Annotated in this window: 19 protein-coding genes, 3 tRNA genes and 1 other RNA gene; 12 read left to right on the top strand and 11 right to left on the bottom strand. The window is 64.4% G+C overall.

Annotated features, from left to right (window positions below; all coding sequences use genetic code 11):
* Nucleotides 1-8: 8 nt before the first annotated feature.
* Nucleotides 9-923: a LysR substrate-binding domain-containing protein gene (locus R2669_RS18625; RefSeq protein WP_316901678.1), complete on the bottom strand. Its 915-nt coding sequence runs from the start codon at nucleotides 921-923 to the stop codon at nucleotides 9-11.
* Between the two features lie 163 nt (nucleotides 924-1,086).
* Between R2669_RS18625 and R2669_RS18620 the strand changes: the two genes are divergently transcribed.
* Nucleotides 1,087-2,445 (top strand): carbohydrate porin, encoded by a 1,359-nt coding sequence (locus tag R2669_RS18620; protein WP_316901676.1) that lies wholly within the window; start codon nucleotides 1,087-1,089, stop codon nucleotides 2,443-2,445.
* A gap of 17 nt (nucleotides 2,446-2,462) precedes the next feature.
* On the opposite strand, the gene recR is transcribed toward R2669_RS18620, so the two are convergent.
* The 4 genes from recR to R2669_RS18600 form a co-directional block, all read right to left on the bottom strand.
* Nucleotides 2,463-3,083, bottom strand: a complete 621-nt coding sequence (gene recR, locus R2669_RS18615) for a recombination mediator RecR (RefSeq protein ID WP_102066993.1) — start codon at nucleotides 3,081-3,083, stop codon at nucleotides 2,463-2,465.
* Nucleotides 3,083-3,382: an antibiotic biosynthesis monooxygenase family protein gene (locus tag R2669_RS18610; RefSeq protein ID WP_316901675.1), complete on the bottom strand. Its 300-nt coding sequence runs from the start codon at nucleotides 3,380-3,382 to the stop codon at nucleotides 3,083-3,085. Before R2669_RS18610 ends, recR begins: the two co-directional genes overlap by 1 nt.
* Before the next feature lie 23 nt (nucleotides 3,383-3,405).
* Nucleotides 3,406-3,753: a YbaB/EbfC family nucleoid-associated protein gene (locus R2669_RS18605; RefSeq protein ID WP_316901673.1), complete on the bottom strand. Its 348-nt coding sequence runs from the start codon at nucleotides 3,751-3,753 to the stop codon at nucleotides 3,406-3,408.
* An 85-nt stretch (nucleotides 3,754-3,838) separates the two neighbouring features.
* Entirely contained in the window at nucleotides 3,839-6,031 is a 2,193-nt protein-coding gene (locus R2669_RS18600) for a DNA polymerase III subunit gamma/tau (protein ID WP_316901671.1), read from the bottom strand.
* 126 nt (nucleotides 6,032-6,157) lie between these two features.
* Here R2669_RS18600 and ffs point away from each other — a divergent pair.
* An RNA gene (gene ffs, locus R2669_RS18595) (signal recognition particle sRNA small type) lies at nucleotides 6,158-6,256 on the top strand.
* 53 nt (nucleotides 6,257-6,309) lie between these two features.
* Here the strand turns inward: ffs and R2669_RS18590 are convergent.
* Both R2669_RS18590 and R2669_RS18585 read right to left on the bottom strand, forming a co-directional pair.
* Nucleotides 6,310-9,831 carry a UvrD-helicase domain-containing protein gene (locus R2669_RS18590; RefSeq protein ID WP_316901669.1) on the bottom strand — a complete coding sequence of 1,174 codons (3,522 nt, stop codon included), beginning with the start codon at nucleotides 9,829-9,831 and terminating at the stop codon, nucleotides 6,310-6,312.
* Entirely contained in the window at nucleotides 9,828-12,671 is a 2,844-nt protein-coding gene (locus tag R2669_RS18585; protein ID WP_316901667.1) for a PD-(D/E)XK nuclease family protein, read from the bottom strand. The genes R2669_RS18590 and R2669_RS18585 overlap by 4 nt, the downstream gene beginning before the upstream one ends.
* Before the next feature lie 216 nt (nucleotides 12,672-12,887).
* On the opposite strand from R2669_RS18585, the gene trxA reads away from it, so the two are divergent.
* The 9 genes from trxA to R2669_RS18540 all read left to right on the top strand — a co-directional run bounded on the left by trxA (nucleotide 12,888) and on the right by R2669_RS18540 (nucleotide 23,415).
* Nucleotides 12,888-13,214, top strand: coding sequence for a thioredoxin TrxA (gene trxA, locus R2669_RS18580; RefSeq protein WP_004626253.1), 327 nt, complete (start codon nucleotides 12,888-12,890; stop codon nucleotides 13,212-13,214).
* Between the two features lie 188 nt (nucleotides 13,215-13,402).
* On the top strand, nucleotides 13,403-14,665 hold the full coding sequence (rho, locus tag R2669_RS18575; RefSeq protein WP_027677655.1) for a transcription termination factor Rho: 1,263 nt from the start codon (nucleotides 13,403-13,405) through the stop codon (nucleotides 14,663-14,665).
* 267 nt (nucleotides 14,666-14,932) lie between these two features.
* Nucleotides 14,933-16,306, top strand: a complete 1,374-nt coding sequence (locus R2669_RS18570) for a sigma-54 dependent transcriptional regulator (protein WP_316887968.1) — start codon at nucleotides 14,933-14,935, stop codon at nucleotides 16,304-16,306.
* 1,155 nt (nucleotides 16,307-17,461) lie between these two features.
* Complete coding sequence (locus R2669_RS18565) at nucleotides 17,462-18,130, top strand: LuxR C-terminal-related transcriptional regulator (protein ID WP_009238433.1); 669 nt, start codon at nucleotides 17,462-17,464, stop codon at nucleotides 18,128-18,130.
* A gap of 61 nt (nucleotides 18,131-18,191) precedes the next feature.
* The gene (locus R2669_RS18560; protein WP_316901666.1) at nucleotides 18,192-19,058 is read left to right on the top strand and encodes a M90 family metallopeptidase; all 867 of its coding nucleotides are present in this window, start codon (nucleotides 18,192-18,194) and stop codon (nucleotides 19,056-19,058) included.
* A complete protein-coding gene (locus R2669_RS18555) occupies nucleotides 19,055-19,612 on the top strand; it encodes a hypothetical protein (RefSeq protein WP_316901664.1) in 558 nt (185 codons plus the stop codon). The genes R2669_RS18560 and R2669_RS18555 overlap by 4 nt, the downstream gene beginning before the upstream one ends.
* A gap of 203 nt (nucleotides 19,613-19,815) precedes the next feature.
* The gene (locus R2669_RS18550) at nucleotides 19,816-20,076 is read left to right on the top strand and encodes a type B 50S ribosomal protein L31 (RefSeq protein ID WP_004626237.1); all 261 of its coding nucleotides are present in this window, start codon (nucleotides 19,816-19,818) and stop codon (nucleotides 20,074-20,076) included.
* Nucleotides 20,077-20,259: 183 nt separating this feature from the next.
* Nucleotides 20,260-22,050, top strand: coding sequence for an ArnT family glycosyltransferase (locus R2669_RS18545; protein ID WP_316901662.1), 1,791 nt, complete (start codon nucleotides 20,260-20,262; stop codon nucleotides 22,048-22,050).
* 18 nt (nucleotides 22,051-22,068) lie between these two features.
* Nucleotides 22,069-23,415 (top strand): MATE family efflux transporter, encoded by a 1,347-nt coding sequence (locus R2669_RS18540; protein WP_316901660.1) that lies wholly within the window; start codon nucleotides 22,069-22,071, stop codon nucleotides 23,413-23,415.
* 104 nt (nucleotides 23,416-23,519) lie between these two features.
* Here the strand turns inward: R2669_RS18540 and R2669_RS18535 are convergent.
* From R2669_RS18535 to gltX, 4 genes are all read right to left on the bottom strand, one after another.
* A tRNA-Asp gene (locus R2669_RS18535) sits at nucleotides 23,520-23,596 on the bottom strand.
* Between the two features lie 64 nt (nucleotides 23,597-23,660).
* A tRNA-Glu gene (locus tag R2669_RS18530) sits at nucleotides 23,661-23,736 on the bottom strand.
* A 119-nt stretch (nucleotides 23,737-23,855) separates the two neighbouring features.
* Nucleotides 23,856-23,931 (bottom strand) — tRNA-Ala (locus R2669_RS18525).
* A gap of 126 nt (nucleotides 23,932-24,057) precedes the next feature.
* The gene (gene gltX / locus R2669_RS18520; protein WP_316875864.1) at nucleotides 24,058-25,455 is read right to left on the bottom strand and encodes a glutamate--tRNA ligase; all 1,398 of its coding nucleotides are present in this window, start codon (nucleotides 25,453-25,455) and stop codon (nucleotides 24,058-24,060) included.
* Nucleotides 25,456-25,660: 205 nt separating this feature from the next.
* Between gltX and R2669_RS18515 the strand changes: the two genes are divergently transcribed.
* Nucleotides 25,661-26,617 (top strand): patatin-like phospholipase family protein, encoded by a 957-nt coding sequence (locus R2669_RS18515; RefSeq protein WP_316887978.1) that lies wholly within the window; start codon nucleotides 25,661-25,663, stop codon nucleotides 26,615-26,617.
* Nucleotides 26,618-26,692: the final 75 nt, after the last annotated feature.

Here is a 26,692-nt window from a genome sequence, read left to right as displayed (position 1 = left end):
CGTTGAATTCAGAGTGCGGCGGGGCTGCCGAGCAGATGCGTCATCAACAGGCGCGCGGAGCTGGTCAGCGCATCGGGGTCGCGCACGCCCACCAGCAGGCGGCGATGCGCCCATTCGTCTTGGAGCGCCACGAGCGCCAGACCGGCGCCCGGCAGGCTGGATACATGCCCTTGCGCGGCGATGCGCGGCAACACACCCACGCCCAGGCCCGAGGCCACCATCCGGCAGACGGCTTCGAAGCTGCGCACCTGGATGCGCAGGCGCAGCGGCTTGCCCAGCCGAAGGCTTTCGTCGACGAGTTGGGCCGCCAGCGACGTGCCCGGCGGCAGGCTGACGAAATCGAAATCCACAGCGTCGGCGAAATGGACCTGCTTGCGCCCGGCCAACGGATGACCGCGCGGCGTGACCAAGGCGAGATCGTCTTCGCGGTAGTCGAACGATTGCAGCCCATCGCACGGCGTACCGGCCGCGAAGATGCCGAGATCCGCCCGGTTCTCGCGCAGCGCGGCGACGATATCGCCGCTGTCCTGCTCCTCCAGCGCGATGCGGATGGCCGGATTGGCCAGCATGAACGCGGCGAGGTCATCGGCCAGGAATTGCGTAATCGACGAGGTGTTGGCCCACACGCGCACCAGCCCCCGCGTGCCGGCGGCAAAGTCCGACAGCGCACCCGCCATGCGCTCGACGTCCTGCAGGATGCCCACGGCGTGGCGGAAGCACGCCTGGCCGGCTTCAGTCAGCTCCACGCCCGCAGCATGGCGATACAGCAACGGCGCGCCCACGGCCGCTTCCAGATCGGAAATCCGCTTGCTCGCCGCGGCCACGGCCAAGTGCGATTGGCGGGCCCCAGCCGAGATGCTGCCCAGCCGGGCCACCGCCACAAACAGGCCGAGGGTGACGAGATCGAAGCGGGCGAGATTCATCGCGGAGAGCTGAAGGTGGGAAATACACAACATCGATGCAATATCAGGGCATGTTTCCTGCGTGTTTCATCCGGCCGTCATCCGCCCACGGTTAACATGGCGGGCTTTTGGCCGTTCCCCGATCCGAGAAGGGATTCTAACGGCGTTCTCCCTGCTTGCTGCCATGTTGCTTCCGTTCCGTCTTGCCCGCCTGACTGCCCTGTGCGCGCTCTCCCTGAGCGCCGGCCACGCCTTGGCAGCTGAAAGCACACCAGATGACAGCAGCAAGTGGGCGATCAACGATCCAGACCGCTTTGCCGTCCACGGCCAGGCGACGTACGTCTGGCAGCACGACCTGTCGTTCCACTCGCCGTACAGCGGGCCGAACAGCCTGTCGGGCAAGTCGACGACGAGCTATTCGGTCACGACGACGCTTGATCTGGGCATGCGCCTCTGGCAAGGCGCCGAAGTCCATATCAACCCCGAAATGGCGCTCGGTCAGCCGTTCTCGGGCCTGCATGGTCTGGCCGGATTCACCAACGGTGAGCTGGCAAAGACGGCCGGCCCGGATCCGACGCTCTACCGCGCACGCGCCTTCTTCCGCCAGACCGTTGGCCTGGGCGGCGGCACCGAAGACCAGGAAGCCGAGATGAACCAGTTTGCCGGCCCGGTCGACAAGCGTCGCCTGGTCGTTACGGCAGGTAATTTTTCGGTGCTGGACGTGTTCGACAGCGTCACGTACGCACATGACCCGCGCACGCAATTCCTGAACTGGTCATTCCTCACGCACGGCGCGTTCGACTACGCCGCCGATGCCCGCGGCTACACCTGGGGCGCCGCCCTGGAGTATTACGACGGCGATTGGGCGTACCGCATCGGCCGCTTCATCCAACCGGAAGAATCCAACGGCCTGCCGCTCGACACGCGCATCGGCCGCCACTACGGCGATGTCTTTGAAGTCGAGCGCAGCCACACGCTTGCCGGCCAGCCAGGCAAGCTGCGCGTCATGCTGTTCCGCAACCGAACCAATATGGCGCGCTACAACGATGCCCTCGCCCTGGGTCAATCGACAGGCAGCGCGCCGGACGTCAGCCTCACGCGACGCGACAACACCAAGGTCGGTGTCGGCATCGGCGGCGAACAGCAGATCAACGACGACATTGGCGTCTTCGCTCGTGCGTCGTGGGCGGATGGCAAGACGGAAACCTACGCCTTCACGGAAATCGACCGTTCGGTGTCGTTCGGCACGATCGTCAAGGGCAGCAAATGGGGACGTTCGGAAGACACGGTGGGCCTGGCCGCGGCCATCAACATGCTATCCCCTGATCACCGCCGCTACCTGCAGCAAGGCGGCGTGGGCGTATTCCTGGGAGACGGCAAGCTGAACTACGCGCCCGAGCAGATCGTCGAGGCGTTCTATAGCTTCCAGGCGGCCAAGCACCTGTGGATCAGCGCCGACGTGCAATGGATCCGCAACCCCGGCTACAACGCGGATCGCGGCCCCGCCGTATTTTTCGGTACGCGCCTGCATACCGAGTTCTGACATTCAGCGGCGCCGGCTCAGAGCTGACGCCGATCCAGCACCGCGCGGGCGATGGTGCCCGCGTCCACGTATTCCAGCTCACCGCCCACCGGCACGCCACGCGCCAGACGCGTTGCCTTGATGCCGCGGGCCTTCAACATCTCGCCGATGTAGTGCGCCGTCGCCTCGCCTTCGCTGGTGAAGTTGGTGGCGAGGATGACCTCGGTGCACGGCCCGCCCAGCGCAGGATCGGTCGCACGGGCCAGCAAGCGTTCGAGGTGAATCTCTTTCGGGCCGATGTTGTCGAGCGGCGAGAGCCGCCCCATCAGCACGAAGTATTGACCGCGATACGTCAGCGTCTGCTCGATCATCATCTGATCAGCGGGCGTTTCCACCACGCACAGGACCGATGCATCGCGGCGCGTGTCCAGGCAGGTCTCGCAAACTTCCTGCTCGGTAAAGGTATTGCAGCGGCTGCAATGCTGGATGGATTCCGTCGCGTCAGACAGCGCCTGGGCCAGCTGCGCCGCGCCCTCGCGGTCATGCTGCATCAGGTGATAAGCCATGCGCTGGGCGGACTTGGGGCCGACCCCCGGCAGCACGCGCAAGGCCTCGACCAGCATCTGCAGCGCCGACGGCGTGCCTGGAGCGTTACGCATCACGCGTGCTCCAGAACAGTCGTGTGGTGCAGCACTTCCGGCACCGGATCATAGAAGTGGTGCAGCAGCGCACGCCAGCGCCGGTACTCCGGCGACTGCCGGAAGCCGATGGTGTGATCTTCCAGCGTCTGCCACTGCACGAGCAGCAGATAGTCGCTCGCCCGCTCCATGCAGCGCGACAACGACAGCGAAACGAACCCCCGCATCGCACCGATGAGGTGACGCGCCTCACCGAAGGCCGCCTCGAAGGCGGCCTCCTGGCCGGGCCTGACGTGCAGCAGCGCAGATTCCAGCACCATGGCGCGATCCTGATCAGCGTCGATTAGAACGGCAGCTTGAAGCCGGGCGGCAACATGCTCGCCATGCCGCCCAGGCCGGAAGTGAGCGAGCCCATCTTCTCTTGCGTGGTGGCCTCGGCCTTTCGCACGGCGTCGTTGAACGCAGCGGCGATGAGGTCTTCGAGCAGATCCTTGTCCTCGCCTTCGGCCACAAGGCTCGGGTCGATCGACACACGCTTCACGTCGTTCTTGCAGGTCATCACCACCTTCACGAGGCCAGCGCCCGACACGCCTTCCACTTCGATCAGGGCGAGTTGCTCCTGCGCCTTCTTCATGTTTTCCTGCATCTGCTGGGCCTGCTTCATCAGCCCGGCGATCTGGCCTTTCATCATGGTCGTTGCTCCTTGAAATGGGTCATGCAAGGCGCGCCGCTCCGTGGGCGCGCCGATGTTCAATGTTCAGGTCTGGGGATGCGGTTCAGTGCGCGTGCGGTTGGATCGAACCAGGGACGACCTGCGCCGCAAAGTCCCGAACCAACGCCTGCACAAACGGGTTGGCGGCGATGGCGTCTTCGGCATTGCGTTGACGCTCAGCGCGCTGCTCGGCATCGACAGCCGCCGCGGTGGCGCGTGCAGGCCCGATATCGCACGCCACGCGAACGGGCGTGCCGAAGTGTTCTGTCAATGCTGCCTCCAGGCGCTCGACGACGTTGGCGTCGGTCAGCGGGGGCAGCGGAACACGCAGGCGCATCGTTACGCCTTCCACGGCCGCCAATTCGCTCTGGTAAGCCAGTTGTTGGGCAAGACCGCGAATCGGCAGGCTCGCTGCCAGCGCCGGCCAATTGCCGTCGAACGTGGTCAGACCGCTGGCGCTCAGGTCAGGCGGTGTAGCTGCCGCTACCGGCTCTGGAGCGACCGCCTTGGCCGGAGCGGGTGCCGCTACCGGCGCCTCGATCTGTGCGGGACGTGCTACCGACTCAGGCGCCCCAGGGCGCACGCTCGAAGCGGAATCCCAGCCGGCAAAGGCTGCATCCATCTCTTCAAGCGACGGTGGAGCCAATTCGCCCGGCATTTCATCCCAAGGCGGCGGGCCGTCGTCGGAAGGCGCGGCAGCCGCAACCGGCGGCTCACGGCGCTGCGGCACGGATGCCGGCGCAGCAGCCGAATTCGGACGTGGGCCTGCAACGGGAGGGGCAGATCGTGCGACAGGCGCTGGCGCGGCCACCGGCGTAGCGGCGGGTGCAGATGCTCCACCACGGCCACGACTCGACGCCTGGCGCGCGGCAGCCAAGGCTTCCATCGCCGGCGAACGACGCGCTGGCGCGGCAGCCGGCGTCTGCACAGCCGCTGCAACGGGCGCTGGCGCCGCCGGTGTCGCTTGATAACTCGCACGCGGCGCCTCGACCATTGGCTCCGGACGCACTGCCACCGGCGCAACCTGAGCGGCCGGCGCTACCACGGGCGCCGTCGCAGTAGCCGCAGGCCGCATCGATGCGGCAGGGGTTGCCGCCAACGGCATCGCCCGCTTCGCGCCGCCACCGCCCGAAGGCGGCGCCGCGTCCCCACCCGACTGCCCGGGCTGGAACGCCAGCATACGCAGCAGCGTCATCGTGAAACCGGCGTATTCGTCCGGCGCAAGCGCCAATTCGTTGCGGCCCAGGTTGGCAAACTGGTAGAACAGTTGCACCGACTGCGCATCGAACCGCTCGGCAAGGCGGCGCACATCGTCGGCCTCGGGCCAGTCGTCTTGCACAGCGGCGGGCACAACCTGCGCCAGCGCAATCTTCTGCAGCAGCGATGCAAGGTCCTGCAGTGCGCCCGAGAAGCTCAGACTGCGCCCAGCCATCTCATCGGCAATCTCGACAAGCGCGGCGCCGTTCTCGTCGGCCAGCGCATCCAGCAGGCGCACGAGGTAGCTTTGATCAATCGCGCCAAGCATGCCGCGCACGGCAGCTTCGCTGACCTCGCCCGCGCTATACGCGATGGCCTGATCGGTGAGCGACAGCGCATCGCGCATCGAACCTTGTGCGGCCGCCGCGAGCAGACGCAGCGCGTTCGGCTCGTGGGCGATGCCCTCTTCCCCGAGGATGCGATCGAGGTGAGACACGATGTGTCCCGGCGGCATCTGCTTGAGGTTGAACTGCAGGCAGCGCGACAGCACCGTCACCGGAATCTTCTGCGGATCGGTGGTCGCGAGGATGAACTTGACGTGCTCGGGCGGCTCTTCCAGCGTCTTCAACATCGCGTTGAAGGCGTGGTTGGTCAGCATGTGCACTTCGTCGATCATGTAGACCTTGAAGCGACCGCTTGTGGGCGCGTAGACCGCGCGGTCCAACAGCTGCGCCATCTCGTCGACGCCGCGGTTGGAGGCGGCATCCATCTCGATGTAATCGACAAAGCGCCCGGCATCGATCTCGGTACAGGCGCGGCACACGCCGCACGGCTGCGCAGTGATGCCGCCCTGCCCGTCCGCGCCGACGCAATTGAGCGATTTGGCAAGGATGCGCGACAGCGTCGTCTTGCCGACACCACGCGTGCCCGTGAACAGGTATGCGTGGTGCAGGCGCTGCTGTTCGAGCGCATGCGTGAGCGCTTTCACCACGTGTTCCTGACCGACCAGCGTGGTGAAATCGCGAGGGCGCCACTTGCGGGCGAGCACTTGATAACTCATGCGGCGGATTGTAGCAAAGCGAGGTGGATTTCCGACGCGGTTTTGGAGGGGTCAACCGCCATGCGCGCCGAGCGAATTGCAAGGATATTCAAGTGAGGACGTGCGAGTCGGTTACAATGGCGGTCGGACGGGCCTCCTCGCATGGTGGCGCGGTCAACCTGGTCAGGTCGGGAACGAAGCAGCCACAGCCGTTTTCCGCCAGTGCCGAGGGTCAGGCTCGTCCCCCTTCTCTTTTCCCTTCCGCATCACCCTTCCCCTTTTCGTCTGTCCTGCCCGCGTCAGAACAACGCGCCTTGGCCGTCGTCGTGTGACGTCTGCACCGGCTTGGGCAGGGCATCCAGGTCGATCCACTCCCCCTGCGCAGTCGCCACGCCCGCGCGCACGCTGCGCCCCGGATACATCGGCGCGACGGCGGCCACATAGTCGCGCAGCTGGTCCGCATAGGCGGCGCGTTCGACGGGCAGCAGGCGCAGCTTGTAGTCGACCACGAGGATGTCGCTGCCGCGTTCGATCAGGCGATCGATGCGCAACAGCGCGCCGTCGGGGCCGAAGAGTTCGATCTCGTTATGCGCGGCGTCGAAGTGCGCGGGGTCGAAGACATGCGCCAACGCTTGGGCGGAAAGCATCCGGCGCACGGCATCGGCGGCGCGTGTGGCATCGGCTTGCGTGATGCCGGTCGCGGCGAACCAGCGCGCGATCGTCTCGGCGTCGGGCGCCTGCTCGGGCAATCCCCGGCGCGTCAAGCGTTCGAGCACCGCATGCAGCAGTTCGCCCTGCGCCACGGCCCCTTGGTCGAAGACGATATCGGCGGGACCTTCGGCGGATGCGCCCGCCGCACCGACACGCACCGTCACCGTCAGCGGCGCGCGGAAGTCGTGGTAAGAAACAGCCTCCGCCGCGGCAGCATTGACGGCCGAATCGGTTGCGCCATCAAGCCTCGGCGCGGGTGACGCAACCCCGGCCGTAGCGAGCAGCGTGTACCAACTGGCCGTGCCGTCCACTTCGGGCGCATCGCCCTCATCGACAGATTGGGCCGCCGTGGCATCACGCTTGTTGGCGACGCCGGAAACGATCAGCGCTTGCCGCGCGCGCGTCATCGCCACGTAGAGCAGGTTCCAGTTCTCGCGCTCCGCAAGCTCGTTTTCCTGCTTGAAGAGAGGCCCGCGCGCCAAGCCACGCTCGGATGTCTTGCCAAACGCCGAGAAATGCGCGGGTGCCGGCGCGCCGGGCGGCCAGTCGATCAAGATCCCGGCGGTGTCGACGCGCGCGTCGCTGTGGTGGCTGTCGAGCAGCACGACGAACGGCGCTTCGAGCCCCTTCGACGCATGTACGGTCAATATCTGTACAGCGTCGAGCCCTTCGCTGGCGACTTCGGCGTCGATGGCATCCGGCGCTTCCGTGTCGCCCTGCATGCCTTCGTCGGGGCTTTCGTCCTCGTCGCCTTGGCGGATGGCGCGCAGCTCCGCCATGAATTTCGGCAGGCTCGGATACCGGCCACCGTCCAGGTCAAGCGCAAGCTTCAGAAACGCATCCACGTTGGCGAGCACCTGGTCGCGATTGGCGGCGGGTGCGCGCTCAGCGTAGCGGCGCTTGAGTTCGCCGGTGTAGACGATGTGATCCAGCAGATCGTGCACCGGCAGTGTGGGCGCCACCGCCAGCCAACGCGACAGCATGCGATGCGCGTGGCGAAACGTGGGCGGCGCGTCGGTCTGTCCGGCCAACGCGGTCAGCCGCTCCCACCATGTCAGTGCGACCGCGCCTTCGCCAAACTGCGCCAGCGCGATGAGATCATCGTCCGAGGCGGCAAAGACCGGGCTGCGCAGCACATGCGCGAGCGACAAATCGGCCTGCGGCGTCATGAGGAAATCGAGCAACGCGCACAAATCGAGCGCTTCGAGCGTCGCCAGCAGACCGCCGCGGCGCGGGCTCAAATACGGCACACCCGCGTCGCGCAGCGCGCGTTCGTAATCGGCGAGATAGCGCTTGCGGCGGACGAGCAGCTGGAAATCGCTCCAGCGCACAGGGCGCTCGACACCGCCTTCGCGAATGCGCTCGCTGACGTGCAACGCGCGCAGGCAGGCGGCCACTTGGCGGCCCTCTGCATATCGCTGCGAATCGCCGGCCTCTTCGCGCGGTTCGGTCAGCGTATCGCGGGGTGCAGCTTCGTCGGCCTGCTCGACTTCAGGCACGGGCACCAGCGGCAACAGCAGCGCTTGGCCCACAGGCGCATCCACGGCGGTGCTTTGCTCAGCGTAGATGGGATAGTCGCCGCGCGCCCGCGCCTGCAGGAATACGGCGTTGACCCACTCCAGCACGGCCGGCGCATTGCGACGCGTGCGGTTGGTGCGCAGCACGGTCGCGTTGAATTCGGCGACCAGCATTTCACGCGCAGCATCGAACAACCGCGCATCCGCGCGGCGGAAACGGTAGATCGATTGCTTCGGATCGCCCACCAGAAACACGCTCGGCTGCATGCCGGTGCCTGCATAGCCGGCCAGCCAGCCTTGCAGGATGCGCCACTGCATCGGGTTCGTATCCTGAAACTCGTCGAGCAGCAGATGCTTGTAGCGCGCGTCGAGCCGCACCTGCAGGTAGGCGGCGGTATCGTCTTGCTGCATCAGGCGCGCCGCTTCCCATTCGAGATCGGTGAAGTCCATCGCCCGCGCCTGGCGCTTATACGCCTGATAGCGATCGATGAGTGCGTCGCCCAGCGCAAACAATGCAGCGTTGACGGCGCGCACGCGGGCTTCCTGGCGGCGGGCCTGGATGGTCGTCAGCGTCTCGCAGAGCGTGGTGTGCAAGGTCACCAGCGTTTGGGCGTGCTCGTCGCCGACGGCTTTGATGAGCGCCTTGGTCGGCTTGCAAGCGCGCGCCTTGCCGGCCTGCGTGTGGAAAGCGGCAAACAGCACGTCAAAGGCCTGCGCGCGGGCGGCCTCATCCGACAGGTCCATTCCGCGCGCCGCGGTGACCGCAGATTCAATGGCCACCGCACGCTTGCCCTCGGCCGCACCGCCCTGCCCGAGCCAGCCGGATACGCGCAGCATGTCGGCGAGCAACGCCGCATCCTGCAGCGCTTCGATCAGCGGATCGACCGTCGCATCGTCGCCGAGCAGCTCATCCAGCGCATCCAGCGGACGACCGCTCGCCTGCGTCTTGTAGGCCCACCAATCGCTGCGCTGATGGAACATGGCGTCGAGCAGGCGACCGGCCTGGAAATCGCCGACCAAATCGGCAAGCGTTTCATACGCGGCGCGCAATTCAGCGTGATCTTCGGCCAGCAAGCCGCGCCAGAAAGGCGCCCAAGCTTCACGCCGCAGCCGCCCGGCGTCTTCACGCAACGACGCGCCCTGCTGCACGCCGGACGACAACGGCGCCCCCCGCAGCAGCGAACCAAACCAACCGTGGAACGTGTCGATCGCCATGCGCGACGGCGATTCCAGCACGCGCGCATACAGCCCGCGCGCGGTTTCAATCAGCGCCGGCGCATCACGCTCATCCACCGTGCGGGCGATGAGCTCTCGCACGACGCCTTCATCGTCGGCGCTGGCCAGCTGCGCGAGGATGTCGAGCAAACGCTGGCGCATCTCTTCGGCCGCCTTGCGCGTGAACGTGATGGCGAGAATGTCGGACGGTGCCGCACCTGCCAGCAGCAAACGCAACATGCGCGTGACCAGCAGCCACGTCTTGCCGCTGCCCGCACACGCTTCCACCACGACCGAGCGCTGCGGATCGCACGCCGCGCGCGAAAAAGCCTCGGGCGAGACGGCCGCGCCGTCGCGTTCGTAAGCGTGATCGCTCATGCCGCCCCCTCCGGCTCGCGGGGCGCGCCGTCGGTCCAATACCCCTTGCGGCACAAGCCACGCGCCGCGCAATAGCGGCACGCCGATTCATCACCGAACGCCGGCAGCGGCGCACCGGCTGCGAGGGCCGTCATGTCCTTTTGCATCTGTTCGATCAACCAGTCGACAACTTGCGTGAAGTCGGGCAATGCAACGTCGCGCTTGTCCCCGCGCGCCTCGCCGTCCAGCGAAACCCAGCCGCCGGAATCCGCGCGCGCGTCGAGCACGCCGTAAAACGGCAGCTGGCAATCCTCAAACGGCGTCTTGGCGCGACGCACGAGCACCATTTGCGATTGCGTCTTGTAATCGAGCACCGCCACGCCGTTTTCGTCGTGCACGTCAATGCGGTCGATGCGACCGCGCAGGCGCAGCGGGCGCTCGTCCGGCAACGTGATGGACGTATCGACATCGACCTCGCCCGCCTCAAAGCGCCAGCCATCGGCCTCGCGCGCGGCCTGCCATGCCAAGTACGAGGGCATCACGCCGAGCCAGCGCCGATAGAAGCGCAGCGCGTTGCCATCCTCGGCCAGGAGCGGGCCGAACTGCTCGTCGGTGATCGTTTGCAGCAGTGCTTGGCGATCCGCCGGATCGTGCATCGGCGCTTCCAGCAGCTGCCGGTGAAAGCGATGCAGGATCGCGTGCAAAATCTCGCCGATGTCGCGTTTCTCCAGCTCATCGGACACCTCTTCCAACTCGCCCAGGCGCAGCATGCGGCCGACGAAAAACTGGTAAGGACAGCGGCGCAGGCTGTTGTAAGCAGCCGCACTGAGCTTGGACGGCACCAGCGTCGGCGCGGAGGGCGCAGGCATGTCGGTCGGCTGGCTCGTGGTCTGCAGGCTGGGCAACGTGACCGACGTATCGATACGCACACCGCTCACCGCCAACCGGCGTTGCAGACGTTCTAGCCAGCCGGAAAGCCGATGCGGCTCGCCGCGTCCGCCGTGGCGTTGCCAAGTCAACACCACCTCGGGCTGATTGAGCAGCACTTCGGCCAGGTCCCGCGCCTGCTGCGCAAAGCGCTGGGCGCGGTCGGGCAAGCCCAATTCCCGGCGCACATCGTTGGAGAAAAACAGCCACTCCGGCTGTGCCGAGGGCAACTGCGCATCGTCGCAGCCGACCACCACCACGCCATCGAAGCGCCGCATGCGCGCGCCATTCAGGGGCAGGATGACAACGCGCCGGTCCGCCGGCGGTGAAGGCTCGCTGAAGACCGCAGATTCGAGCAGCATCGACAGCAAGGCACGCCACTCGGTGAGCGAGAATCGCGCGCCCGCATCGGTGCTGCCGTGTATCGATGTGCGCAGACGATCAATCCAGTCCAGCAACTGGCGGCCTGCATCGTCGTTCTGCAAGCCGGTGCGCATATGCAGGCGATCGAGCGTGCCTGCCAGCAGCGTTACCCAGGCGTCAAGCGTCGCGCTGCCTGCCCGGCGCCACAGCGCGGCTTCGTCGGCCAACACGCCGAGGCGATCGGCCAGGCGGCTGACCTTCGCTTCGCCATCGGCTTCATTGGCGGAGCGGTCGGCCACCAGTCGGCGCAATCGCCCCCAACCGCCCGAAACGTTGTGCCGGCGCACCCGGCGCTCCAGCTCTGCGACCCATGCGGGCGTGGCCGTACCGGCATCTGCATCGCGCAAACAGAATGGGCTTTTGACGAGATCGAGGAGCGCCGCGGTATCGCCGTCGCCCTGCACCACGTCGACCCAGCGCATGAGCGCCGCAGCGGCGCGCGTCGTCGAAAGTTTCCAGCCGGTCTCGTCGCGCACCGGCACGTTCACGCGCGCCAGCAACGCGCGAACACGCCGCGCCACGATGCGATCCTGCGCCACCAACGCCAACGAGCGGCGCCCGGCGTTCAGCCAATCGACCAGCGTATGCGCGGCGAAGGCCGCTTCGTCCTCAAAACGCGCGGCGCCGGCAATGCGCAGGATTGGCGCCGGCATCTGCGCATCGGCGCCATCGTCCGCAGCCTGTGCGGCCGTCGCGCACTCGGGCCAGGCGTGCAGCAGCAAGTCGCGAAAATCCGCATGCGTGGAAGGCGCCGCAGATGTGCCGGTCTCGGGCGCATTCCAGTCGTAGCCGATGCTCAGCACCGGCACGCGCTCGGCGGCACGCTGCAGAAAATCGAGGTCGACCGCCTCGGCGTCCGTCGGGCTCATCCAGACGATGGGGCCGTGCAGTTCGTCAAGCAGACGCCGCATAGCGCGCAACCGCATTGGAATCGGGTCCGTCGCGCCCGACAGCAAGCGCCAGAACGTCAGCACAATGCGCGATTCGGTACCAAGAAAGCGTTCAGATAATTGTGCGTAGGTGCGTTCCAACGCCTCGGCCAACGCGGACTCCAGCTCATCGGGCCGTCCATCTGCGCCGCTGTGCGCCGCGTCTAGCGTCAGCCAGCGTTGCGACAGCTCATCCGACACCGTCACGAGCACCTGCGCGACGCCCCAGAGGGCGGCATCGTCCTGTGCGCCGAGCGCTTCACGCAGCCAAGCCTGCGTCTTGAGGGCCTGCTGCACCGCAAGCAATCGGGATAGCGGCGTGCGTGCGGCGGGCAAGCCTGCTTCCGGTGGCAAATCGAGCAGCCAATGCCCCAAGGTCAGAATGCGCGGCAGCAAACGCGGCGTGCCGGCCGCCTGCGCGCTGGCATGCAGGGCACTGCGCACGCCCGGTATCTGAGCGGCGGTCGGCACGACGATCGTGGCGCTGCCGGCGGTTTGCGCGTGCGCATCCAGAAAGCGCCATGCAGCGTCGGCGGCACGGGAAAGGAATGCTGGGCCGGGCGCGAAGGCAAGCGTCTGCATGCGTGGAATATGGCGATATACCGGAAAGCGAAGACCTGCAGCTATCGATGCGATAGCCACAATCAACGGTCAAATCGGTTGAAAATGGGGGCCTCGGTACTATATCAGCAGCACCCGCGCCGACAGTGGTCCCAATACACGCTGGTTCGTGTAATCGTGTAATGTATGGGTTCGGCGCACGTCGCCAGCTTTTACGAAATAACAGAGGTTCCCGCCATGAGCGAACAGATCAAGTATGTGAGCGACGCGTCCTTCGAGGCAGACGTGCTCAAGTCCGACAAACCCGTGCTGGTCGATTTCTGGGCCGAATGGTGCGGTCCCTGCAAAATGATCGCCCCGATCCTGGACGAAGTTTCCAAGGACTACGGCGAGAAAGTGCAGATCGCCAAGATCAACGTCGATGAGAACCAGGGCGTGCCGGCCAAGTTCGGCATTCGCGGCATCCCGACGCTGATTCTGTTCAAGAATGGCGCTGTGGCCGCTCAGAAGGTCGGCGCGCTGTCCAAGTCGCAACTGACCGCATTCCTGGACAGCCACCTGTAAGCCGCTTTCGGCTGCGGGCGACCCTTCGCGTTGCCCCCCACACACGCTGGCGCACTTCCGCCTGGAAGCTCGCCAGCGTTGTGCTAAGATGGCAGCCAATCTGTTTCCCCGAGCGTTCGCTCGACCTTTCCCCCCTCCCCCGTTTCTCGTTTCGCCGCCCGTTCGGGCCCTTCCCTCATCTTTCGTCTATGCATCTGACAGAACTGAAATCCTTGCACGTGTCCCAATTGCTGGAAATGGCGGGACAGCTGGAGATCGATAACGCGCAGCGCATGCGCAAACAGGAATTGATGTTTGCCATCCTGAAAAAGAAGGCGAAACAGGGCGAAACGATTTTCGGTGATGGCACGCTTGAAGTCCTGCCCGACGGCTTCGGTTTTCTGCGCTCGCCCGAGACTTCGTATCTGGCCAGCACCGACGACATCTACATCAGCCCGTCGCAGATCCGCCGATTCAATCTGCACACCGGTGACACGATCGAAGGCGAAGTCCGCACGCCCAAGGACGGCGAACGCTACTTCGCGCTGGTGAAGGTCGACAAGGTCAACGCGCAGCCTCCCGAAGCGGTCAAGAACCGCATCATGTTCGAGAACCTGACGCCGCTGCACCCCAACAAGCCGCTCACGCTCGAACGCGACATCAAGGCCGAAGAAAACATCACCGGCCGCATCATCGACATGATTGCCCCGATCGGCCGCGGCCAACGCGCGCTGCTGGTGGCAAGCCCGAAGTCGGGCAAGACCGTGATGCTGCAGCACATTGCGCACGCCATCGCGACGAACCATCCGGAAGCCGAGCTGTTCGTGCTGCTGATCGACGAGCGCCCGGAAGAAGTGACCGAAATGCAGCGCACCGTGCGCGGCGAAGTGGTGGCATCGACGTTCGATGAGCCTGCCGTGCGTCACGTGCAAGTGGCTGAAATGGTCATCGAAAAGGCCAAGCGCCTGGTCGAGCTGAAGAAGGACGTGGTGATCGTGCTGGACTCGATCACGCGTCTGGCCCGTGCCTACAACACCGTGGTGCCGACCTCGGGCAAGGTGCTGACCGGCGGTGTCGACGCCAACGCGCTGCAGCGCCCGAAGCGTTTCTTCGGTGCGGCGCGTAACCTGGAAGAAGGCGGTTCGCTGACCATCATCGGCACGGCGCTGATCGAAACCGGCAGCCGCATGGACGACGTGATCTACGAAGAATTCAAGGGCACCGGCAACATGGAAGTGCACCTCGAACGCCGCCTGGCCGAGAAGCGCGTCTACCCGGCCATCAACCTGAACAAGTCGGGCACGCGCCGCGAAGAACTGCTGATCAAGCCGGACATCCTGCAGAAGGTGTGGATTCTGCGTAAGTTCATCCACGACATGGATGAAGTCGAGGCGATGGAATTCCTGCTCGACAAACTCAAGACGACGAAGAACAACGCCGAGTTCTTCGACATGATGCGACGCGGCGGCTAAGTCTCCTGCCTGCATAGCGAAAAGCGCACCCGTTGTGGTGCGCTTTTTTATTGCTGGGTCAACTGCCTGTTTTTACAGGGGATTCTCGCGTCAAAGTTGTGAAATTCGCTAGTTCATTTGCATTACGAAGCCGCTGCGCAAGCGTTTGCCACCATCGTCCTTAAACTTCATCGCAAAACAGAAACGCGGCAACCATACTGCAAGCCTGCCCTGGCCGAGCCGCCTCGGCAACGAACAAACCACACGAAAAATCGAACGGGGGAAACCATGCGCGAAGAGTCGCTGGAATGTACTGCTGCGTGCCGAACCGTCGTAGTGGCGTCACGCGCGGGGATGGGGGAGATCGACGAAACGATTCTGGGTGCGGACTGGCAGGTGCGACGCGTGACCTCGATGCGTGAGCTGGGCTGTGCCATTCGTGACGGCGTTCCCAAGGCGGGGTTGGTGGATTTCGGCAGTGCGTTCTCGGCTGCGGAGCTGGATCTGCTCGAGCGATGCATGCAGGTGCCGCATGTGGGCTGGGTGGCCGCGCTGCCGCCGGCCATGCTCAATCACGAACGCGTGCGCCAGCTTGTGCGCGATTACTGCGTGGACTACGTGCAGATGCCGCTGCGCACGGACGAGGCAGCGTATTCGCTGCGTCACGCCTGGGGCATGGCATCGCTCGCGCAGGAAGTCACGCCCACGCCGAAGGCCAATCATGCGCGCATGCTGGGCGAGTGCCCCGCCATGCACGGTCTGTTTCGCGCGATCCGCAAGGTCGCTCAAAACAACGCACCGGCCTTCATCGCCGGCGAATCGGGCACCGGCAAGGAGCTGACCGCGCAGGCCATTCACGAGGCGTCCTCGCGCGCAGGCGGCCCGTTCATCGCCATCAATTGCGGGGCGATTCCGCCGCATCTGATCCAGTCCGAATTGTTCGGCTATGAAAAAGGCGCCTTTACCGGCGCGCACCAGCGTCATATCGGCTGGGTGGAGCACGCCAACGGCGGCACGCTGTTCCTCGATGAAATCGGCGACCTGCCGCTGGAGAGCCAAGTCAGCCTGCTGCGCTTCCTGCAGCAAGGCACGATCACGCGTCTGGGCGGACACCAGGCGATTCCGCTGGACATCCGCATCATCTCGGCAACGCACGTGGACTTGGAAGCGGCCCAACACCACGGCGGATTCCGTACCGACCTGTTTCATCGACTGTGCGTGCTGACCTTGTCGGTGCCACCGCTTCGCGAACGCGGCAGTGACATCGTGCTGCTGGCCGAACACATCCTGGCTCAGCACGCGAGCGAAGCCTCGCACCGCATCCGCGGGTTCACGCCCTGCGCGCTCCACGCGATGATGCATTACCCCTGGCCGGGCAACGTGCGCGAGCTCATCAACCGCGTGCGTCGCGCTCTGGTGATGACCGACAACCGCAAGATCTCGGCCGCCGACCTGCATCTCGAAGGCTATGCCTCCGTGTCGGGCCAGACGCTGGAAGAAGCACGCGAAGGCGCCGAATCGGATGCCATTCGCACGGCCATCGCCCGCAACGGCTTCCATATGGGCATGACGGCGCGCGAACTGGCAGTGTCGCGCGTCACGCTGTATCGGTTGATGCAGAAGCACGGCATTCGGGCAGAGCATCCGCTGCATCCGGCCTAGGCTTGGTCGCATCGCTTTCATTCCGATCGTCGGGGCGTAGCGCTGATGCTGCGTCCCGGATGCGCTTTGGAGAAGGAGAAGCGGCGAGACCGAATTGGCCGCGCGAGCTCCTCATCCGGTCCATCCAATAGTTGGTTCAACGGACTGAATCCGGCAGCCGGCACCAGACGAAACGGAGGCCGCCAGCGCAGCAAACGCGGTCAGGTTGGCTTGCATCGGGATCCCATGCGAAGGATGACTAGTAAGAAAAGAGTGCCCGCCGGGGGACGGAGCACGAAACCGTTGAACGGGTACGATGCCACCCCGTCCGTTGCACGTTGCGAACGCGCCACATTTTGGTGCGCCTTCGCGAGCATCAACAATGACGCCCGCCGCCGAGAGACTGACGCGGCGCCTGTAATCCGGCGCGGTAGCTGCACATGCCTCGATACACCCCACTTCCGGGGGGATTGCGCAAGCCCCGTCGCCGTTGGATTGTTAAGCCACGCATGCGACGTACTCAGTTCGCCGTCCGTGAGCGCGGACACGACAGAACCGGTGGATGGATCGAATGCGCGGGTGGGAATAGGACCGAATGCGAGTCGCGCCGGCAACGTATCGGCGAGAACGCTTCGAAGGGCGACCAGCAGCGTGATGACACGCCGCATAACGAGATCGCCGTCTACTGCGAGCGCCGGCTTCATGACGACCATGGCCGCGCGATTTGCGACCACTCCGGTCTTCTCGACCATCCACCCGAACGGCAAACGTCGAGCACAGCGCTGCGCGATTGTCGGCATGGCTCGCTCCTCCCCGAAGGGTATAGAGCGACATCCATGCCATGACGGCTAACGCCTTGTTTTAACGGGATATTTTTCACACGGAGAACCACCCAACCCGGCATGGCATGCGTTTTTTGTGTCGCGACTGAAACAGCGGTCGCCATAAAAACCGCGGTAGTCAGGTGGAGGCTCTCCGGTGGCCGAATTGCGCGCCCTGGCAAACGCTGGGCTACAGTACCCAGGACGCAGCAACGAGGGTCCCGAGGCATGGCCGTGGCGCCTGTCATTTTTGACTTCCGCCACTAAAATGATTCGGAACGGGGGTCTGCTCCGGCCTGTATCTCGCCTGGGCGACAAGGATGTTCGCAAGATCGGTAACAGGTCGAGAACAACGATGAACACTGTTTTGATCGAAGCCCATCCGTTGGTGCGTACAGGCATTGCGCACCTGCTACGGACGCTCAAGGGCGTCACTGGCGTCACTGTCGTCGAACCGGACGAAGGGATGTTCGACGCCATCGAAACCAATGCCGATGCAGGTCTTCTTGTGATCGGCCTGCCGCTGCCACATCTCGACGAGTTGTCGGCCATCGGCGAGATCATGCACCGCCCGCACGCGCGCCACGTGGTCGTGCTGGCTGAATCCGAATCGCCCGACATTATCCGTACGCTCATGCAGATGGGCTTGTCGGGGTACACGCTCAAGCATTCGCCGGGCGAAGTCATCGCGGCTTCGCTTGAGCTGGTGCTCGTGGGCGGTCAATACATTCCGGCCAGCGCGCTGCTGCCGGAATCGCGTCTGGACGGCGCGCCCAACCCGGCGCTCGCAGGCGACCCGCAAACCGATCCAAAGCTGCTCGGCATTACGCCGCGGCAGTACGAGATTCTGGTGCTGCTCTCGCGCGGGCATCCGGTCAAGACGATCAGCCGCATGCTGAACATCTCCGAGGCCACAGCCAAGGCGCATATCAGCACGCTGTATCGGCGCCTGAAGGTCCGCAGCCGCACCGAGGCGGTATACGTCGCCAATCAGCGCGGGGCGCGCCTGCTCTCGGTCGCCTGACTCCATCCAAAGCGAGAGCGCACGTCGCAAAGTCGCACGCGACGGCCGATATACTGGCCGCATGCTTTCGTCCGTTTTCCGCTGGTTCTCAGGCCGCGCACGCACGCGGCGCCTGACCCGTTACGCCATCTCCGACGCGCTGTGGTCACGCGCGCTCGACGGCCTGCCCTTTCTGCTCGATTGGCCTGACGCGGACCTCGCACGCCTGCGTGAAACGGCCACGCTCTTCATCGCCGAAAAGGAGTTCACCACCGCGCACGATTTGCTGCTCACCGACGAGATGGTGGTCAGCATTGCCGTGCAGGCAAGTGTGCCGATCCTGGAATTGGGCATCTCGTGGTACGGGGGATGGCACGGTGTGGTGATCTACCCCGGCGAGTTCATCATCCGCAAGGAAGTCATGGACGAAGACGGCGTCGTGCACCACGTGCGCGAAGAAGCCGCCGGCGAAGCATGGGAGCACGGCCCGGTCATCCTGTCGTGGCAGGACATCGAACTCGGAGGCGCACTGGCCGAGCCCGGCGCGCAGCCGTACAACGTGGTCATGCATGAGTTCGCGCACAAGCTGGACATGCTCAACGGCGAATCGGACGGCATCCCGGCGTTTTCATCGCGCCTGCATGGCAGCGTCGACCGCGAGCAATGGGCCGATGACCTCTACGCCGAGTACGACGCCTTTGCCCATCGTTGCGAGCAGATTCCGGAGCGCCGGTGGAGCGACGATCCGATCCTGTCGTTGCTCGACCCTTATGGCGCAGAGCATCCGGCTGAGTTCTTTGCGGTGGCGTCGGAGGTGTTCTTCGTCGAACCGGTGGCCATGCTAGAGACGCTGCCGTCGTTGTACGCGCTCCTGCAGGCCTTCTACCTGCAGGATCCGGCACGGCGCGTGCTGGAATCTGAACAACGCCAGGAGGGCTTCCTGCCATGACGATTCGCCAAGCGCTTCGTGCAACGCTGCTCGCTAGCTGCCTCGCTGCCGGTACGGTGTTGGCACAACCCACCGTGCCCGTGGTCCTCAGCGTCACCGCGCAATTCGATGGGCAATCCGAAACCAAACGCGTCACGCTTGCGACGGACACGTCCACCACGGGGCAGCACGTTGCCTTGCTCGAACGTACGCATACGTACGACGTGGGCGGTTCGATGCCGCGCAAAGAATGGGAGACGCGCTTCGCCGCCGGCCTGCCCGACGACACGATCCCGCAGGGCTGCGACACCACCACGTGCCAATTCATACGTCACCGCTGGGCCAAGACCGGCGTCGACGTCACCCTGCGGCCGATGGTCGTGTCGGGCGAGTTTCAGACACTCTCCATCGGCGTAACGCTCCATCGGTTCCAGCCCTCCCCTGACGCGGAGGCCCCTGCCCGGGTCGATACCTGGACACGCAACCTCGACACCTCGTTGCGCATCGGCGACACCAAAACGATGGACCTGGACGGCCACGGCGTGCTGACGATCGAACGCTTGGCCGCGCCGTGATCGAAATAGGCTTGATTAGTCACTTTTCGATGCGCCGGCACGACGGATTTTGCGGCAAGCGCGTTGCTCAAGCCTTTGTTTCTCTGGCATAATTCTCGTTTCTCCACCCGGCAAGTGATTCGAGGGCTGGTCGCACGGTGGCTCCTACCCTGTGAGCACCTGAAGCGCGCCGCGAATTGGCTACCTCTACCCCAGGGCCCATCATGAAAGAAGGCATTCACCCGAATTACCGCGAAGTCGTGTTCCAGGACATGTCCAGCGACTTCAAGTTCATCACCCGCTCGACCATCCAGACCAAGGAAATGATCACGCTGGACGGCAAGGAATATCCGCTGGCCAAGATCGAAGTCTCGTCCGAATCGCACCCGTTCTACACGGGCCAGCAAAAGGTTCTGGACACGGCCGGCCGCGTCGAAAAGTTCCGCAACAAGTTCGGCAGCAAGATCGGCAAGGCTGCCAAGTAATATCGGCGCCGGAGACGGCTCAGCGCATGATCCGCTCAGTGCAGACCGTCTTAGTGGTCAGAAAAAGGCAGCTCCGGCTGCCTTTTTTGTTTCTCGGCACATGGTAGGCCGTTGATTCGGCCCCTCTTTACGATCCGCACGTCGCTGTGCAACCCCGGCTGGGCTCGCCTGGTCTGACACTCGATGAACACCACCCGCGTCTCGCGCATCCGCCTGACTGCCGCCGCCACCCGCGAGTTGCCGCGTTGGCTGCTGCTCGCCATCTGCGTCATCTACGGCCTGTCGGGGCTGTTCTCGCGCGACCCGTGGAAGAACGAAGACGCCGCCGGCTTCGGCGCGATGTGGACGCTGGCCACCGGCAACGCGCTGGACTGGCTGATGCCGAACATCGTCGGCCGCCCGGTCGTGCAATCGGGGCCGCTGGTGTTCTGGATCGGCGGGGCGTTCATTCGCCTCTTCGGACAATGGCTGGGGCCGGCAGATGCGTCGCGCCTGGCCACCGCTCTCTTCTTCTTCGTCACCTGCGCGTGCATCTGGTATGGCGCCTATCTGCTGGGGCGCCGTGCGGAGGTCCAACCGTTTGAATTCGTCTTCGGTGGCCAGCCCAACACGCGCGACTACGGCCGTACGCTTGCGGATGGTGCGCTGCTGATCTTCCTCGCCTGCGTAGGCCTGGCGCAGCGCGGTCACGAGACGACGCCGCTCGTTGGGGCGCTGTGCTTCGTTGCGGTCGCGGTATATGGCTTGATCCGCGCGCTCGACAAGCCGGTGCACGGCAGCCTCATCTACGGCGTCGGCATCGGTTGCCTGTCGCTGGCGGGCGGCCCAATCCTGCCATTGGCAATCACGGTGGCCGTATTGATCGCCGCACACGCCACGCGCGTGGTGCCGCTGCGCCCGCTGCTGACAGTGGCGCTGCCCGTGTCGCTCGTTATCGGCTGCTCATGGCCGGCGATGGCGTACTTGCTGGCAAATAATCCGACTGACGCTGTGACGTACGTTCGAGAATGGGCGCGCTTCGATCGCCATCAGTATGCTGGCCCCACGGCCCATTCGCTTGGCTTTGTCGCGCGCAACCTGCCGCTGTTCGCATGGCCGGTCTGGCCGCTGGCTGCATGGGCATGGAAGAGCTGGGGCGGCATGCGTACCGCTCCGCATATCACGCTGCCGCTGGCTGTCTTCCTGCCGCAATTTGTATTGCTGCTCATGCAGCCTCACCCGGGCGACGACGGTTTCCTCTTGCTGATTCCGCCGATGGCCGTGATGGCGACGTTCGCGCTGCCAACGCTCAAGCGCGGTGCCATCAGCGCAATCGACTGGTTTGCGCTGCTGGCCTTCACCATCCTGGGCGGCACGCTCTGGCTGCTGTGGATCGCCAAGATGACGGGTTTCCCGCCTCAGCTTGCGCGCAACGTGTACCGCATCGTGCCCGGCTATCGACCCGAGTTCAGCTGGACCGCACTGGTATGCGCGCTGCTCGTGACTGCCGCGTGGGTGCTGATCGTCGTCTGGCGCACATCGCGCGCGCCCAAGGCCATCTGGCGTGCCGTGGTGATCTCGGCCGCCGGCACCACACTGATGTGGGTGCTGATGATGACGCTGTGGCTGCCCACCATCAACTACGCCAAGACCTACCGCGATGTCGCGCAGTCAGCCGCCCTGGCGCTGCCGCGCACCTACACGTGTGTGCAGCCGATCCGCATGGGCGATGCGCAGCTCGCGTCGTTCGCGTACTTCGGCCACATCCGTTTTGGCAATGCGGAAGACAACTGCGACATCCTGCTGCGCCACGACCCATACGACTACGGCGCACCAACGAGCGTCTCCAACTTCGAGTGGCGCCTGATCTGGGAAGGCCGCCGCCCCGCCGACCGCGATGAGCACTTCCGTATGTACCGCCTGACCGAGGCCGCGGCGGCCACGCATCCGCCGCCGAACCCGGCAACCACACGCCGACGCAAACTGCGCCAGTAACGCTTCCGCAGCACCTCCATGTTTGTCGCCGACGTCCGCCGCATTACCGCACTGGCTTGGCCGGTACTGATCGGCCAGTTGGCAGTCATCGCCTTTGGCGTCCTCGATACGGCGATGGCCGGCCGCGCCTCTGCGGCAGACCTCGCTGCCATCGGGCTCGGCGGATCGATCTACGTGACGATCTACATCAGCCTGATGGGCGTACTGCAAGCGCTCTCGCCCATCGCCGGACAACTGTACGGCGCGCAACGGCACAGCGAGATCGGCCAAGAAGTGCGCCAGGCCGTTTGGCTCGGACTGGTGCTCGCGGCGATCGGCATGCTGATCCTCTGGTTCCCCGCCCCACTCCTGCAACTGGCGGACGCCACGCCGGAACTCACGGAGAAAGCCACCGCCTATCTGCGGTATGAAGCGCTCGCGTTGCCCGCAGCGCTCGGCTTCCGGATCTACTCTGCGCTGAACAACGCACTGTCGCGCCCCGTGATGGTGACGGTGCTGCAGCTGGCAGGTCTTGCCATCAAGTTGCCGCTGAACGCGCTCTTCCTGTATGGCGGCGTGGGCCTCCCGGCGATGGGCGGCCCGGGATGCGCACTCGCCTCGATGATCATCAGTTGGCTATGGTTTGCCGCAGCGATTGCCATCCTGACGCGCAATCCGGCTTACAGGCCGTTCGCGATTTTCACGCGCTACTCGCCGCCCAACCGTGCACGGCTGTGGGCGCTGGTACGCCTGGGTGTGCCGATGGGCTTCACCTATCTGATCGAGATCACGTCGTTCACATTGATGGCGATCTTCATCGCCCGCCTCGGCACGGTTGTGCTGGCCGGACACCAAATTGCAGCCAACCTGGGGGCGGTTGCCTATATGGTGCCGCTGTCACTGTCGATCGCGACGTCTACGCTGGCGGCGCAATCGATCGGCGCGCGCGATCGCGTGGCGGCCCGGCGCATCTCGTTGAACGGCATCAGGTTGGCGGTGATGTGTGCGGTCATCGTTGGCGCGGCGGTGTTGTTCCTGCGGCGGGAGTTGGTGGGCCTCTACACGCACGATGCCGCTGTCCTGGCGATTGCGGTGCCCCTGCTGCCCTTCATCGCCTTCTACCAGATGTTTGACGCGCTACAGGTCATGACGGCGTTTATCCTGCGCGCATACAAGATCGCGCTCATCCCAACCGTTATCTACGCGCTCTCACTGTGGGGCGTAGGCCTGGGCGGCGGCTATGTGCTCGGATTTGGACTGCTAGGGGACGTTGCGACGGCACTGCGTGGCGCAGCGGGCTTTTGGGCGGCCAATGCGCTCAGTTTGATGGTGGCCGGTGCATTGCTGCTCAGCTATTTCAATCGCGTCAGCCGCACCGCCGATTAAAGCAAGCCATTCGCGGCCGCTTTAAAACGACATCAATCCGGATCGACTGGAATTGAATAGAAAGCGCAAAAGAAAAAACCCGCTGCAAGCAGCGGGTTTTGATTTGGCGGAGCGGACGGGACTCGAACCCGCGACCCCCGGCGTGACAGGCCGGTATTCTAACCGACTGAACTACCGCTCCGTGTCGGTTGCAAAATCAGCTAGAGACTGATTTTGCTAATGAGCTTCTGGTTAAGCTCTTGTTTTGGCGTCCCCTAGGGGATTCGAACCCCTGTACTCACCGTGAAAGGGTGATGTCCTAGGCCTCTAGACGAAGGGGACAGAAACTGTTTTGCAACGCTTTCTGTCTTACGCAGCGAAGTCCGCTACTATAACGAACTTTTTTGCGTTTTGGAAGCCTCTTTTCAAAATTTATTTTTGAATCGAATCTTCCGGCATTTTGGTGGAGCTAAGCGGGATCGAACCGCTGACCTCTTGCATGCCATGCAAGCGCTCTCCCAGCTGAGCTATAGCCCCAAGGTACTGCCTTTTACTGCTTGCTTCTTACTGCATTTCGCTTCGTGTTGCAGCGAAAACAAGAGTATAGGGGAAGTGTTTAGCGCTTGGCAATACCCTTTCGCAAAAATTTTTGAGCCGCATTGATCACGCCGCCAAGCGACGCAGAACGACGTCGCGACCGAACAGTTCCAGCACGGCATCAATCGACGGCGTTTGCAGTTGGCCCGCCACCAACAGGCGCACCGGCATTGCCAGCTTCGGCATCTTCCAGCCCTGTGCGGCCAACACTTCCTTGAAGGCGGCGCCAATGGCCTCGCGTTTCCACTCGGGCAATGCGCCCAGCTTCTCGGCCAGCGCGGCAATGCCAGGGCGTACGTCGTCGGTGAGGTGTTGCGCAGCCAGTTCCGGCTCGACCGTGATATCCGTGCGATAGAACAGCAGCGCCGTCTGGGCGACTTCACGGAGCGTGTTGGCGCGATCCTTCACCAGCGCGATCACGTCGGCCAGCACAGGGCCGCCATCGACCTTGCCACCCAGCTCCTCAATGAACGGCTTCACCAGATCGGCCAGGCGCGCGTTATCGGCCTGCTTGATGTAGTGGTTGTTCAGCCAGGCAAGCTTTTCAGGGTTGTATTGCGCGGGCGACTTGCCCAAATGCTCAAGGTCGAACCACTCGATGAACTGCTCGCGCGAGAAGATCTCGGCATCACCGTGGGCCCAGCCCAGGCGGGCAAGGTAGTTGACGATGGCTTCGGGCAGATAGCCCGCATCACGGTAGCCGGTGACGGCCATGGCGCCGTGGCGCTTGCTCATCTTCTCGCCCTGCTCGTTGAGCACGGTCGGCAAGTGAGCATAGACCGGCGGCGTACCGCCAAGCGCGCGCAGGATGTTGATCTGGCGGGGGGTGTTGTTGACGTGGTCGTCTCCGCGGATCACATGGGTGATCTGCATATCCATGTCGTCAACGACCACGCAGAAGTTGTACGTGGGCGTACCGTCGGGGCGCGCGATCACCAGGTCGTCGAGTTCGTCGTTGGAGATTTCGATGCGGCCCTTCACTGCGTCGTCCCACACGACGCTCCCGCCAATGGGGTTCTTGAAACGGATCACAGGCTGCACGCCGGCCGGCGGCGTCGGCAACACCTTGCCAGGCATAGGGCGCCAGGTGCCGTCGTAGCGGGGCTTCTCGCCGCGCTCGCGTTGCGCCTCGCGCAGGGCATCCAGCTCTTCGGTGCTCATGTAGCACGGGTAAGCCAGATCCTGCTGAACCATCTGCGCGACCACGGCGCGGTAACGGTCCATGCGCTGCATCTGGTAGAAGGGGCCTTCGTCGATATCCATGTCCAGCCAGGCCATCGCTTCCAGGATCACGTCGACGGCTTCCTGGCTGGAGCGCTCCACATCGGTGTCTTCAATGCGCAGGATGAAATCGCCCTTCATCTTGCGTGCGAAGGCCCACGGATAAAGTGCCGAGCGGATGTTGCCCAGGTGGATGAAACCAGTGGGGCTTGGAGCGAAACGAGTGCGGACGCGCTGTGTCATAGGAATGGCTGAACGAATAAGGCCGCGCGATCGAATCCTGAGCGCGGATTCTGGGCGGCCTCTATCAAAACCGAAATTATAGCAACCGAGCTGCGCCAGTCTGACCGATCCGTCGCCGAACTTTGGCACAATGGCGGCCGGCCGCAGCGCGCTCGAGTACGACCGAACATCACTGCGCGACATACCCAACCGCCCTAACCTCCTCATGCAACGCCGCCTCTTCCTGGGCGCCGCCGGCGCCTCGATGCTCTCCGCCTGCACCGTGACGGGCTTTTCGTCCGGCAAAACTGAAACGCCCGTCACGCCCGCCACGGCTGTACTTCCGCCCACGGCCCAGCCAGCCACGCAGCCCGTCCGGATCGGATTGGCACTGGGCGGCGGCGCCGCGCGCGGTTTTGCGCACATCGGCGTCATCAAGATGCTGGAAGCCCAGGGCATTCAGATCGACTTCATCACCGGGACGAGCGCGGGCAGCGTGGTGGCGGCCATCTACGCATCGGGCATGTCGGGGTTGGAAATGAACCGCATGGCGCTCAAGATGGACGAGGCCATGATCGCCGACTGGGCATTGCCGTTCGGCACGCGCTTCGGCGGCTGGCTCAAGGGCGAGGCGCTGGAGAAATACATCAACCGGCTGGTCAAGCAAAAGAGCATCGAGCAGATGCGCATTCCGCTCGGCATCGTCGCGACGGACCTGGCGAGCGGCAAGCCGATCCTGTTCCGGCGCGGCAATACCGGTCAGGCGGTGCGTGCGTCCTGCAGTATCCCGGGCGTGTTCCAGCCGGTAACGATCAGCGGTCGCCAATATGTGGACGGCGGCTTGGTGGCGCCCGTGCCCGTTACCTACGTCAAGCAGATGGGCGCGACGTTCGTGATTGCAGTGAACATCTCAGCGGACCCCTCCAACCAGGCGGTGTCAGGACAGGCGAGCATGCTGCTTCAGACGACGGCCATCATGGGCCAGAGCATCAGCAAGACGGAGCTGGCCCAGGCCGATGTGGTGATCACGCCGTCGCTGCCGTTTGTGAAGGGCAGCGACTTTACCGCCCGCAACGAGGCGATTCTCGCAGGCGAGCAAGCCGCGCAGGCCGCCATGCCGCTGCTGCGGGAGAAGCTGCATTTGACGCAGACCATCGTGGGCACCCCACTGCCGCCGCACTGACACTCCGGTCAGCGGACAACAAAAAAGACCGCCGCAGCGGTCTTTTTTTATTGCGTGATAGCGGGCCCGAGCGAA

It is taken from the genome of Ralstonia edaphi (assembly GCF_958350185.1).
GTDB classification, from domain to species: Bacteria; Pseudomonadota; Gammaproteobacteria; order Burkholderiales; family Burkholderiaceae; genus Ralstonia; species Ralstonia edaphi.
This window is presented reverse-complemented; position numbering and strand designations above follow the sequence as displayed.

Excerpts from the sequence above, each read along its gene's own strand:
- rho (WP_027677655.1), top strand. The coding sequence starts at position 13,403 with ATGCATCTGACAGAACTGAAATCCTTGCACGTGTCCCAATTGCTGGAA.
- R2669_RS18590 (WP_316901669.1), bottom strand. The coding sequence starts at position 9,831 with ATGAGCGATCACGCTTACGAACGCGACGGCGCGGCCGTCTCGCCCGAG.
- R2669_RS18605 (WP_316901673.1), bottom strand. The coding sequence starts at position 3,753 with ATGATGAAAGGCCAGATCGCCGGGCTGATGAAGCAGGCCCAGCAGATG.
- R2669_RS18555 (WP_316901664.1), top strand. The coding sequence starts at position 19,055 with ATGACGATTCGCCAAGCGCTTCGTGCAACGCTGCTCGCTAGCTGCCTC.
- R2669_RS18565 (WP_009238433.1), top strand. The coding sequence starts at position 17,462 with ATGAACACTGTTTTGATCGAAGCCCATCCGTTGGTGCGTACAGGCATT.
- R2669_RS18610 (WP_316901675.1), bottom strand. The coding sequence starts at position 3,382 with ATGGTGCTGGAATCTGCGCTGCTGCACGTCAGGCCCGGCCAGGAGGCC.
- R2669_RS18540 (WP_316901660.1), top strand. The coding sequence starts at position 22,069 with ATGTTTGTCGCCGACGTCCGCCGCATTACCGCACTGGCTTGGCCGGTA.
- R2669_RS18585 (WP_316901667.1), bottom strand. The coding sequence starts at position 12,671 with ATGCAGACGCTTGCCTTCGCGCCCGGCCCAGCATTCCTTTCCCGTGCC.
- recR (WP_102066993.1), bottom strand. The coding sequence starts at position 3,083 with ATGCGTAACGCTCCAGGCACGCCGTCGGCGCTGCAGATGCTGGTCGAG.
- R2669_RS18625 (WP_316901678.1), bottom strand. The coding sequence starts at position 923 with ATGAATCTCGCCCGCTTCGATCTCGTCACCCTCGGCCTGTTTGTGGCG.
- R2669_RS18545 (WP_316901662.1), top strand. The coding sequence starts at position 20,260 with ATGAACACCACCCGCGTCTCGCGCATCCGCCTGACTGCCGCCGCCACC.
- gltX (WP_316875864.1), bottom strand. The coding sequence starts at position 25,455 with ATGACACAGCGCGTCCGCACTCGTTTCGCTCCAAGCCCCACTGGTTTC.
- R2669_RS18600 (WP_316901671.1), bottom strand. The coding sequence starts at position 6,031 with ATGAGTTATCAAGTGCTCGCCCGCAAGTGGCGCCCTCGCGATTTCACC.
- trxA (WP_004626253.1), top strand. The coding sequence starts at position 12,888 with ATGAGCGAACAGATCAAGTATGTGAGCGACGCGTCCTTCGAGGCAGAC.
- R2669_RS18515 (WP_316887978.1), top strand. The coding sequence starts at position 25,661 with ATGCAACGCCGCCTCTTCCTGGGCGCCGCCGGCGCCTCGATGCTCTCC.
- R2669_RS18570 (WP_316887968.1), top strand. The coding sequence starts at position 14,933 with ATGCGCGAAGAGTCGCTGGAATGTACTGCTGCGTGCCGAACCGTCGTA.
- R2669_RS18620 (WP_316901676.1), top strand. The coding sequence starts at position 1,087 with ATGTTGCTTCCGTTCCGTCTTGCCCGCCTGACTGCCCTGTGCGCGCTC.
- R2669_RS18560 (WP_316901666.1), top strand. The coding sequence starts at position 18,192 with ATGCTTTCGTCCGTTTTCCGCTGGTTCTCAGGCCGCGCACGCACGCGG.
- R2669_RS18550 (WP_004626237.1), top strand. The coding sequence starts at position 19,816 with ATGAAAGAAGGCATTCACCCGAATTACCGCGAAGTCGTGTTCCAGGAC.